The sequence below is a fragment of the Microvirga flocculans ATCC BAA-817 genome (assembly GCF_000518665.1).
GTDB lineage: Bacteria > Pseudomonadota > Alphaproteobacteria > Rhizobiales > Beijerinckiaceae > Microvirga > Microvirga flocculans.
In genome coordinates this window covers 379,421-390,792 of the sequence record NZ_JAEA01000001.1, presented here as the reverse complement: position 1 = coordinate 390,792, position 11,372 = coordinate 379,421, and the positions used below count along the sequence as shown (strand labels likewise).

9 protein-coding genes are annotated in these 11,372 nt (G+C 64.8%); 3 read left to right on the top strand and 6 right to left on the bottom strand.

Going from position 1 to position 11,372, the window contains the following annotated elements; genetic code table 11:
- Positions 1-58: 58 nt before the first annotated feature.
- From L879_RS0101910 to L879_RS0101885, 6 genes are all read right to left on the bottom strand, one after another.
- Entirely contained in the window at positions 59-1,135 is a 1,077-nt protein-coding gene (locus L879_RS0101910; protein ID WP_027314633.1) for a sn-glycerol-3-phosphate import ATP-binding protein UgpC, read from the bottom strand.
- A gap of 119 nt (positions 1,136-1,254) precedes the next feature.
- Complete coding sequence (gene ugpE / locus L879_RS0101905) at positions 1,255-2,100, bottom strand: sn-glycerol-3-phosphate ABC transporter permease UgpE (protein WP_027314632.1); 846 nt, start codon at positions 2,098-2,100, stop codon at positions 1,255-1,257.
- Entirely contained in the window at positions 2,100-2,981 is an 882-nt protein-coding gene (gene ugpA, locus L879_RS0101900) for a sn-glycerol-3-phosphate ABC transporter permease UgpA (protein WP_027314631.1), read from the bottom strand. Before ugpA ends, ugpE begins: the two co-directional genes overlap by 1 nt.
- A 124-nt stretch (positions 2,982-3,105) precedes the next feature.
- Positions 3,106-4,413 (bottom strand): sn-glycerol-3-phosphate ABC transporter substrate-binding protein UgpB, encoded by a 1,308-nt coding sequence (gene ugpB, locus L879_RS0101895; RefSeq protein WP_027314630.1) that lies wholly within the window; start codon positions 4,411-4,413, stop codon positions 3,106-3,108.
- Between the two features lie 352 nt (positions 4,414-4,765).
- A complete protein-coding gene (locus L879_RS0101890) occupies positions 4,766-5,974 on the bottom strand; it encodes an NAD(P)/FAD-dependent oxidoreductase (RefSeq protein ID WP_027314629.1) in 1,209 nt (402 codons plus the stop codon).
- A complete protein-coding gene (locus tag L879_RS0101885) occupies positions 5,971-6,399 on the bottom strand; it encodes an Lrp/AsnC family transcriptional regulator (RefSeq protein ID WP_210163800.1) in 429 nt (142 codons plus the stop codon). Before L879_RS0101885 ends, L879_RS0101890 begins: the two co-directional genes overlap by 4 nt.
- A gap of 115 nt (positions 6,400-6,514) precedes the next feature.
- Here L879_RS0101885 and L879_RS0101880 point away from each other — a divergent pair, with 115 nt between their 5' ends.
- From L879_RS0101880 to L879_RS0101870, 3 genes are all read left to right on the top strand, one after another.
- The gene (locus tag L879_RS0101880) at positions 6,515-7,648 is read left to right on the top strand and encodes a saccharopine dehydrogenase family protein (RefSeq protein WP_027314627.1); all 1,134 of its coding nucleotides are present in this window, start codon (positions 6,515-6,517) and stop codon (positions 7,646-7,648) included.
- Between the two features lie 208 nt (positions 7,649-7,856).
- On the top strand, positions 7,857-9,407 hold the full coding sequence (amaB, locus tag L879_RS0101875) for an L-piperidine-6-carboxylate dehydrogenase (protein WP_183501296.1): 1,551 nt from the start codon (positions 7,857-7,859) through the stop codon (positions 9,405-9,407).
- Positions 9,408-9,595: 188 nt separating this feature from the next.
- Positions 9,596-11,275, top strand: coding sequence for a thiamine pyrophosphate-binding protein (locus L879_RS0101870; protein ID WP_027314625.1), 1,680 nt, complete (start codon positions 9,596-9,598; stop codon positions 11,273-11,275).
- Positions 11,276-11,372: the final 97 nt, after the last annotated feature.

The window sequence follows — 11,372 nt, the reverse complement described above, 5'->3', positions numbered from 1 at the left end:
AAGGCCCCGGGCAAGCCCGGGGCCCGAATGCCACGATATAGAATCCGGCTGCAGACAATCAGACCCGGCCGAGGCGCTTCGTGGTCTGCGGGTCGAAGAGATGGACGTTGGCCGGGTCGACGGAGAGGGTCAGCTTGCGGATATCCGCCGCGATCTGGCCGGTGGAGGCCTGCACGACGAAATCGGCGCCGGCAACCTTGCCGTGGAAGAGCTGCGTCGCGCCGAGCTCCTCGACGAAATCCACATCCATGGCGAGCGAGCTGGCGCCTGCGGCGCCCGCCTGCACGTCCTCGGGGCGCAGGCCCACCTCGACGGCGGTGCCGGGAGTAAGCCCCTCACGTATGTCGGTGACGGCGATGGACTGGCCGCCCACCGAGACGCGACCGGGACCTTCCACCGTACCCGGCAGGATGTTCATGGGTGGGGAGCCGATGAAGGTGGCGACGAAGCGGGTTTCGGGGCGGCGATAAACCTCGGCCGGGCTGCCCACCTGCTCGATCTGGCCGCCGGACATCACAACGAGCTTGTCGGAGAGCGTCATCGCCTCGACCTGATCGTGGGTCACGTAGATCGAGGTCACGCCGAGGGCCTTCTGGAGGCGCTTGATCTCGACGCGCATCTGCACGCGCAGCTTGGCGTCCAGGTTGGAGAGCGGCTCGTCGAAGAGGAAGACCTGAGGCTTGCGCACGATGGCGCGGCCCATGGCCACGCGCTGGCGCTGGCCGCCGGAGAGCTGTCGCGGCTTGCGGGCGAGGAAGGGCTCGATGGCGAGGATGCGGGCGGCTTCCTTCACGCGCTTCTCGATCTCGTCCTTGGGCGTGCCGCGGTTGCGCAGGCCATAGGCCATGTTGTCGTAGACGGTCATGTGCGGATAGAGCGCATAGTTTTGGAACACCATGGCGATATCGCGGTCGGCGGGCTCGATCTGGTTCACGACGCGATCGCCGATCTTCACGCTGCCGTCGGAAATCGTCTCGAGCCCGGCGATCATGCGCAGAAGCGTCGACTTTCCACAGCCCGAAGGCCCGACCAGCACGCAGAACGAACCGTCATCGATGGCGAGCGATACGCCCTTCACCGCTTCCACGTTTCCCGCATAGATCTTCCTGACGGTATCGAGCGTTACCCCTGCCATCGTTTCATTCCTTTTAGCATCGGCCCGCACCGCTTGAGGGCTCCGGGCGAGAATATTTCAAGTTTCCTGAGAAGGGTCCCTCGGCGCTTGCACCGGAGGGACCTGCGCGGCTTCGAGCGTCACTTCTCCGTTTCGACGAGGCCTTTCACGAACAGCCTCTGCATGAAGATCACCACCAGGACCGGCGGAACCATCGCGAGCACGGCCGTCGTCATGGCAATCTGCCATTCAGTCAGCGCGTCGGTCGTCGTGATCATCTTCTTGATGCCGATGACGATGGTCTGCATCGAGCTCTTGGTCGTGATCAGCAGTGGCCAGAGATACTGGTTCCAGCCATAGATGAACTGGATCACGAACAGCGCCGCGATCGTCGTCATGGAGAGCGGAAGCAGCGTATCCTTGAAGAAGCGGAACGCGCCCGCGCCGTCGATCTTGGAGGCTTCCAGAAGCTCGTCCGGAACCGTCATGAAGAACTGGCGGAAGAGCAGCGTTCCGGTGGCCGATGCGATCAGCGGCATGATGAGGCCCGTATAGGTATCGAGCAGACCGAGATCGGCGACGATCTTGTAGGTCGGGTAGATACGCACTTCGACTGGAAGCATCAGCGTGATGAAGATGACCCAGAAGGCCGTCTTGCGGAACGGGAACTTGAAATAGACCACCGCATAAGCCGAGATGATCGAGATCAGGATCTTACCGAACGCGATGCCGAGCGCCATGATCATGGAATTGACCATCATCATGCTGACAGGCTCGCGGGCCAGCTTGCCACCGTAGAACAGGGCGCGCGTGTAGTTCTCGGCGGCCTGATTGCCCGGGGTAAGCGGCATGTTGCCGTTGATGATGGTCGCAGTGTCGAAGGTCGACGCCATGATGGCCAGGTAGACCGGGAAGGCCACCACGACGACGCCGATCGCGAGCGTCAGATAGGCCATGAATTGTGCGAAGGGACGATTCTCGACCATCAGTACTGCACCTTGCGTTCGACGTAGCGGAACTGGATGGCGGTGAGCGCGATCACGATGACCATGAGGATCACCGATTGCGCGGCCGAGAGGCCGAGATCGCCGCCGGAGCGGCCGTCCGCGTAAACCTTGTAGACGAGAGTGGTCGTCTGGCCGGCAGGGCCGCCCCCCGTCACGGCGTCGATGATGCCGAACGTCTCGAAGAACACGTAAACGATGGTCACGACGAGAAGGAAGAAAGTGGTCGGCGACAGGAGCGGGAAGACGATCGTCCAGAAGCGGCGAACGGGTCCCGCGCCGTCGATGGCGCCGGCTTCGATCACGCTCTTCGGGATCGCCTGAAGGCCGGCGAGGAAGAAGAGGAAGTTGTAGCTGACATGCTTCCAGGTCGCGGAAAGCACGAGCAGGATCATGGCGTCCGTGCCGTCAAGCATGGGATTCCAGTTGAATCCCATGACATTGAGCGGGCGTCCGAGCGTGCCGAGCGTCGGATGGAACATGAACATCCACAATACGCCTGCAATGGCGGGGGCGACCGCATAGGGCCAGATCAGCAGGGTTTTGAAGGCGTGTCCCCCGCGAATGTTCTTGTCAGCCTGGGTGGCGAGAAGAAGGGCGACGGCGAGCGAGAAGAAGGCCACCAGCGTCGAGAAGATCACGGTCGTGATCATCGCCCGGTAATATTCGGGCTGCTCGAACAATGCGGCATAGTTTTCGAGACCGACGAATTCGGAGGCGAGGCCGAAGGCGTCTTCACGCAGGAAGGACTGCCAGATCGCCTGAGAGGCCGGCAGGTAGAAGAAAATGACGGTGATAGCCATCTGCGGCAGGATCAGCAGCAGGGGCAGCGTCCACCCTGAAAAATGAGCTCGTTTTTCCATCGCGCTTACGGTTGTCCGGTGATGGTGCAGAGGACGGCATCAACCGGTCTGCGAGGTTGCCTTATAAGATCATCCCGGACAGCTTTTCGGCTGCCCGGGATGAAAAGTCCTTATTCAGTCAGGCTCAGCGAATGGTACGCTCGAACTGACGCAGAATCTGGTTGCTGCGGTTGACCGCGGCGTCGAGCGCGTCCTTCGCGGACTTCTGGCCGGCGAGAGCCGCCTCGATCTCCTCGGAGATCACGTCGCGGATCTGAACCATGTTGCCGAAACGAAGGCCGCGGGAGTTCTCGGTCGGCTCCTTGTTGGTCAGCTCGATCAGCGCCGTCTGGAGAGCGGGGTTCTTTTCATAGAAGCCCGACGCCTTGGTCTTCTCGTAAGCAGCCTTCGTGATCGGAAGGTAGCCCGATTCCTGGTGCAGCCTGGCCTGACGGTCGGTATCCGAGAGGAAGGCGAAGAACTTGGCAACGCCCTTGTATTCGTTGGCCGACTTGCCGCCCATGACCCACAGCGAAGCGCCGCCGATGATGGAGTTCTGCGGAGCGCCCGCCACATCCGGGTAGTAGGGCATCGGCGCGTTGGCCCAATCGAACTTCGCATTGGCCTTCACGTTGCCGTAGAAGCCCGAAGAGGTGAGGAAGATCGCGCACTCACCGGAGGTGAAACGGCCCTCGCTCTTCGAATCGCGGCCCGAATAGTCGTAGGTCTTGTCCTTCTGCAGGTCGACGAGGTTCTGCAGGTGACGGACATGGAACGGCGAGTTGAACTTCATCTCCGTGTCGAAGCCGTCGAGGCCGTTGGCCTTCGTGGCCATCGGCACGTTGTGCCAGGCCGAAAGCTGCTCGACATTCGCCCAGGAAGCCCAGGCGTTCGAGAAGCCGCAGGTGTCATGACCGGCGGCCTTGAGCTTCTTGGCGGCGGCGAACACGTCGGGCCAGGTCTTCGGAATCTCGTTGACGCCAGCCTTCTTCAGCTCGTCCTTGTTGATCCACATGACCATCGAGGAGGAGTTGAAGGGGAAGGAGAGCATCTCGCCCTTGGCGGTGGAGTAGTAGCCGGTGATGGCGGGCAGATAGGCGTTCGGATCGAACTTCTCGCCGGCTTCCTTCATCATCTCGGCGACAGGCTTCACGGCGCCCTTCGCGCCCATCATGGTCGCGGTGCCGACTTCGAAGACCTGCAGGATGTGGGGGGCGTTGCCCGCGCGGAACGCGGCGATGCCGGCGTTCAGGGTGTCGGCGTACTGGCCCTTGTAGCTGACGACGACCTTGTAGTCCTTCTGCGAGTTGTTGAACTCTTCGGCGAGACGGTTCACGACATCGTTGTTGGCGCCCGTCATGGCGTGCCACCACTGGATCTCCGTCTGGGCGAAGGCGGAGGTGCTCGTCGCCAGGCCGAAAGCCAGCGCGCCGAGGAGGGACTTCTTCATCATACTGATCTCTCCCATATCCATCCCGTCTGGGACGTTTTTGTCGTTCATCACCCCTGCGTTACGGCTGGATGACGTTACTATGACAGAAACATGACAATCATAGCCGGCTTCAAAATGGAAGCCCTTTTCCCCCAAAAGACTTAACGGCAGGCGAGACAATCCAGCCGGTTCGCCTCCCCGTTGAGGGAGGATCGAGGAGGCAGAAACCTGGGAACCCCCCTCTCCTCCGACGAAGGTCGAAGTGTCCGGACGTCGCCGGAGCGGGAGCGGCGGCCTGAAAGCGAATCGCCCGCGACGATGCCGCGGGCGGATCGGCGGGAACGGGCCTGGCCTTTCCTTCCGTGCCCGTGCGTCAGATCACGTTGCGCTCGAGAAGCGGCCGGTTGGCGAGCACGCGCTCGTAACCGAGCTCGGAGAGGTCGAGCGTGCGGAAGACTCCATGGACGATGAGCTCCGCCAGCCCCCGGCCGATCGCCGGCGACTGCTGCAGGCCATGGCCGGAGAAGCCGTTGCAGAGATAGAAGTTTTTCACATCGCCCGCCTGGCCGACGATGGCGTTGTGATCGAGCAGGCACATGTCGTAGGGCCCGGACCATGCCCGGCCCGGCCTGATGGCCTCGAAGGCCGGCACGCGATGGGCGAGCGAGGGCCAGATGAACTCCTCGAAGAAGGAGAAGTCGATCTCCTGGCTTGCGGGATCCTCGTCGAACCAGTCGGGATCGACATCCGCTTCCGGCGAGGCGCCGCAGATGAAGGCCCCCTCTCCCTCCGGGCGCGCATAGGCTCCCGACGTATCGATGAGCAGCGGGCAGTTCTCCACAGGCTCCTTGCAGGAGAAGGTGAACACGTAGCGCCGCTTGGCTTGGACCGGGATCCGGACGCCCGCCATCTCCGCGAGCGCCCGCCCGCCGGAGCCGGCGCAGTTGACGAGGGTGCCGCAGGCGATCCGGGTGCCATCCTTCAGGCGGACGGCAACAACCGCGTTGCCCTCGCGCTCGACCTCGGCCACCTCGCCCTTCACATATTCGGCGCCGAGGGAGCGGGCCTTCCTGCGGAAGGCCTGGAGCAGGCCCCAGCCGTCGAACCAGCCTTCTCCCGAGCGCCCCCAGGTCCCCGCCGCCAGATCCTCCACGTTGAGCCAGGGGAAGCGGGCTTTGAGTTCGTCCGGCTTCAGGAACAGGATGTCCGCGCCCTCCGCCGCCTGCAGCGCCTGGTTCTCCGCCAGGACCGACGCGCCCGCCTCGGAAGCGCAATAGAGATAGCCGCCCTCCTTCAGCCCGATTTCCGGCCGGTCGCCATCGACCGCGAGACGATCGCCGATGCTGCGCAGGAACTGGATCCCGTAAAGCGAAATGCGGATGTTCACCGCGCTGGAATATTGCTGGCGGATCGACGCGGCCGACAGGGCCGAAGCCGACAGCTGATAGGTCGGGTCCTTCTCCACGACGATGACGCGGCCCTTGAAGCCGGGATCGGACAGCAGGTGATAGGCCGCGGAGGAGCCCATGACGGCGCCGCCGACGATCACGACATCGGCGGAATGAGAGGCTGCAGAGGTCATCGTTCGAATTTCGTTGAGAGGATGATGGAGGACTGGGTGCGCTCCACCCCCTCGAGCGCACCGATCTTGTCGATGGCGGCGTCGAGGGAGGGAACATCCTCCGCCTCTACCACCGCCAGAAGATCGAAAAAACCGGCAACCGAATGAAGCGCGCGCAATTCGGGCATGCGCTGCAACCCCGCAACGACCCCCGCGGAGGCCTTGGGCGCGACCACGATGGTCACGTGGGCCCGCACCATGCGGCTGCGGACCTCGTCCGCAAGGCGCAGGGTATAGCCCGCGATAATGCCCCGGCGCTCCAGGCTTTCCACCCGCGCCTGGACCGTGGTGCGCGAAAGCTTCAGGCGCCGTGCGGCCTCCGCATGGCCGATGCGGGCGTTCTCCTGCAGGAGGGCGATCAGGGCGCGATCCGTGGCATCCAACATCATCATGACCAATCATATTGGCGTTTCGCCGAAATCTAATCGGCTTTTCGTCAGGTTGTCTATGGCGCTTTGCAGAGCTTTGCCTTTTTCTCGGGCCTCTACAGGGAGGTACCTCATGCACTCGATTCTCGTCATCGGCGCCGGCAAGATCGGCTCCACCATCGTCGACATGCTTCACGAGACCGGCGATTACCGCGTCACCGTCGCGGACGCCTCCGCCGCCGCGCTCGAAACGGTCGCCAAGGATGGCGTGCAGACGATCCAGCTCGACTTCAATGACGCGGTCGCCCTGCAGAATGCCCTCAAGGGTCACTACGCCGTGCTCAGCGCCGCGCCCTATCACCTGACCGGCCACGTGGCCCAGGCCGCGCGCCTCGCGGACGTGAACTATTTCGACCTGACCGAGGACGTGGCGACCACCCGCATGGTGAAGGAGCTCTCCGAGGGCGCCGAGACGGCCTTCATTCCCCAGTGCGGCCTCGCCCCGGGCTTCATCTCCATCGTCGCCCACGACATCGCCAGCCGCTTCGACAAGCTCGACACGGTGCGCCTGCGCGTCGGCGCCCTGCCGCAATATCCCTCGAACGCCCTCTCCTACAACCTCACCTGGAGCACGGACGGCGTCATCAACGAGTATATCGAGCGCTGCGAGGCGGTGGTCGACGGCAAGCTCCGCGAGGTTCCGGCCATGGAGGAGCTCGAGGAGTTCTCCCTCGACGGCACGCGCTATGAGGCCTTCAACACCTCGGGCGGCCTCGGCACGCTCTGCGAGACGCTCGAAGGCAAGGTGCGCAACCTCAACTACAAGACCATCCGCTATCCGGGCCACTGCGCCCTCATGCGGGTGCTTCTCAACGACCTGCAGCTGCGCAACCGCCGCGAGGTCCTGAAGGACATCCTGGAGAACGCCGTTCCCGCCACGATGCAGGACATGGTCATCGTCTTCGTGACCGTCACCGGCGAGCGCGGCGGCCGCTACGTGCAGGAAACCTATGCCCGCAGCATCTACGGGCAGAAGGTCGCAGGCGTCCAGCGCACCGCGATCCAGGTGACCACCGCCGCGGGCATCTGCGCCATGCTCGACCTGCTCGTCCAGGGCCGCCTGCCGAGCAGGGGCTTCGTGCGCCAGGAGGAGATCGGTCTCGAAGCCTTCCTCGCCAACCGCTTCGGCCGCGTCTATGCAGGCGTGCGCCTCGACGAGGGCCAGGAGCCCGGCGCCAGGAGCATCCGCCTCGACCCGGCGGCCTGACGAAAGGATCGGGCTCCCGCATTCTTGCGAGGCGGGAGCCCTCCGGTTGTTTACAAAATGGCATGACCCTATTCGGGAAAAGCAGTTCCCAGGCTTCCCGGTCATGCATTAAGACGTTTGCCTGACAGCAGCCCTCGTTTCGTTCCACAACGAACGGGGGCGCCCGGCTTCCGGCGAAGCCCAAGCTTAATCCCAGGGGAGATTCGACATGACCGCGAGCCTGAAACCCGTATCCTCCACGCCCGCCTCCGTCGCGGACGAGGCCCGCGCCATTCTCGCGCGCCTCGGCGTGCCGGAGAGCGCCTTCGCTTCCACCGGCCGCCCGGCCGTGTCCCCGATCACCGGCGAGGTGATCGCCCATGTGCGTGAGACCACGCCCGACGAGGCCAAGGCCGCCATCGGCCGCGCCGACGCCGCCTTCAAGGCCTGGCGCAAGGTCCCTGCCCCCAGGCGCGGCGAGTTCATCCGCCTTCTCGGCGAGGAGCTGCGCGCCGCCAAGGACGACCTCGGCCGCCTCGTGACGCTGGAAGCCGGCAAGATCGTCTCCGAAGGCCTCGGCGAAGTGCAGGAGATGATCGACATCTGCGACTTCGCGGTCGGCCTCTCCCGCCAGCTCTACGGCCTGACCATCGCCACCGAGCGCGCCGATCACCGCATGATGGAAACCTGGCATCCGCTCGGCGTCTGCGGCGTCATCTCCGCCTTCAACTTCCCCGTTGCCGTGTGGTCCTGGAACGCGGCGCTCGCCCTCGTCTGCGGCGACTCGGTGGTGTGGAAGCCCTCCGAGAAGACCCTGCTGACCGCGCTCGCCACCCACGCCATCGTCGAGCGCGCCGCCAAGCGCTTCGGCGGCGTGCCGGAAGGCCTCTGCGAGGTGCTGCTGGGCGGCCGCGAGATCGGCGAGATCCTCGTCGACGATCACCGCGTGCCGGTTCTCTCCGCCACCGGCTCCACCGCCATGGGCCGCCAGGTCGGCCCGAAGCTCGCCCAGCGCTTCGCCCGGGCGATCCTGGAGCTCGGCGGCAACAACGCCGCCATCGTCGCGCCTTCGGCCGATCTCGACCTCGCGCTGCGCGGCATCGCGTTCGCGGCCATGGGCACGGCGGGCCAGCGCTGCACGACGCTTCGCCGCCTCTTCGTGCACGAGAGCGTCTACGACCAGCTCGTGCCGCGCCTCGCGAAGGTCTATTCCAGCGTCAAGATCGGCGATCCGCGCGCGGAAGGCACGCTCGTCGGCCCGCTGATCGACAAGGCCGCCTTCGACGGCATGGAGCGCGCGCTCGATGAAGCCCGCGCGGCCGGCGGCAAGGTGCATGGCGGCGGACGCTACACCGAGGTGAGCGGCAACGGCTTCTATGCCCGCCCGGCTCTCGTGGAGATGCCCGCCCAGACGGGCCCGGTCACGCGCGAGACCTTCGCGCCGATCCTCTACGTGATGCGCTACAAGGACCTCGACGAGGCCATCGCGCTGCACAACGCGGTGGGCGCCGGCCTGTCCTCCTCGATCTTCACGCTCAACATGCGCGAAGCCGAGACCTTCATCTCGGCGACGGGCTCCGATTGCGGCATCGCCAACGTGAATATCGGCCCCTCGGGCGCCGAGATCGGCGGCGCGTTCGGCGGCGAGAAGGAAACGGGCGGCGGGCGCGAGTCGGGCTCCGATGCCTGGAAGGCCTATATGCGCCGCGCCACCAACACGATCAATTACGGCAACACGCTTCCGCTCGCCCAGGGCGTGAAGTTCGACGTGGACGCCTGATCGTCCTGAAGTGATGGCGGAGGGCGTTGGAGCATCGCGCGGAAAAGTGGATCCGGTTTTCCGCGAAGAACGATGCTCTCAACAAAAAGAAAGCATCGGATAGGATCCCAAAAGTGGTTTCCACTTTTGGGGCCGATGCTTTAGCCCTCCGTTTTTTCTATCCATTCTTCTTACATCGCGAGCCTTCCATGACAGCGACCTCCCGCACCGGCGGCCAGATTCTTGTCGATCAACTGACCCTGCACGGGGTCGATCACATCTTCTGCGTTCCGGGCGAGAGCTACCTCGCCGCCCTGGACGCGCTGCACGATGCCAAGATCAACATCACGGTCTGCCGCCAGGAAGGCGGCGCGGCGATGATGGCCGAGGCCTACGGCAAGCTCACGGGCCGTCCCGGCATCTGCTTCGTCACCCGCGGCCCCGGCGCGACGAACGCCTCGCCCGGCATTCACATCGCCAAGCAGGATTCCACGCCGATGATCCTCTTCGTCGGCCAGATCGAGCGCGGCATGCGCGAGCGGGAGGCGTTCCAGGAGCTCGACTACCGCGCCGCCTTCGGCCCGCTCGCCAAATGGGCGACGGAAGTGGACGATCCAGCCCGCTTTCCCGAAATCGTCTCCCGCGCCTTCCATGTGGCGACCTCCGGCCGTCCCGGCCCGGTCGTGATCGCGCTGCCCGAGGACGTGCTGACGGAGATGGCGTCCGTTGCCGACGCGCCGCGCTATCAGGTCATCGAGACGCATCCGGGCCCCGCGCAGATGGCGGAGCTGCAAAAGCTGCTGCACGGCGCGAAGAAGCCGGTGGCGCTGCTCGGCGGCAGCCGTTGGTCCGAGGCTGCGGTGCAGAGCTTCGTGCGCTTCGCCGAGCGCTTCGAACTTCCGGTCGCCTGCACCTTCCGCCGCCAGATGCTGTTTCCCGCCGACCACGCTTCTTACATCGGCGATCTCGGGCTCGGCGTGAATCCGAAGCTTCTCGCCCGCATCAAGGAAGCGGACCTCGTCCTGCTCGTCGGCGGGCGGCTCTCCGAGGTGCCGAGCCAGGCCTATACGCTCCTCGACATCCCGGCTCCGCGGCAGACGCTCGTGCACGTGCATCCGGATTCGAGCGAGCTCGGCCGGGTCTATGCTCCGCATCTCGCCATCAACGCCTCGCCCGTCGCCTTCACCGCCGCGCTCGAAGGCGTGCAGCCGCCCGCTTCGCTTCCCTGGAGCGAGAGCACCAGGACGGCCCACGCGGATTATCTCGCCTGGAGCGACCCGTCTTCGATCCGGGTTCCGGGCCCCCTGCAGATGGGCGAGTTGATGGCGCATCTGCGCAAGGTGCTGCCAGCCGATACGATTTTCTGCAACGGCGCGGGCAACTTCGCCACCTGGGTGCACCGCTTCTGGCCCTTCCGTGAATACGGCACGCAGCTCGCGCCCACGTCCGGCTCCATGGGCTATGGCGTGCCTGCAGGCGTCGGCGCCAAGCGCCTGCGGCCCGACAGCCCCGTGGTGGTGTTCGCCGGCGACGGCGATTTCCTCATGAACGGGCAGGAATTCGCCACCGCCGTGCAGTACGACCTGCCGATCCTCGTCATCCTGCTCGACAACGGCATGTACGGCACGATCCGCATGCACCAGGAGCGCGAATATCCGGGCCGCGTTTCGGCGACGATGCTGCAGAACCCGGATTTTGCGGCCTATGCCCGCGCCTTCGGCGGCTATGGCGAGCGCATCGAGATGACCGAGGATTTCGCCCCCGCGCTTCAGCGGGCTCTGACCTCCGGCAAGCCCGCGATCCTGCACTGCATCCTCGACCCGGAGGCGATCACGCCGTCCATGTCCCTCTCCGCGATCCGCGAGAAGGCGCTGGAAGCCAAGAAGTAAGCTCTCGCTGTCATTCCGGGGCCGCCCGGAATCCATATCCAATGCCATGAAACGAGAAAGGCGCTGCACGAACCGCAGCGCCTTTCTTCATTCCGTC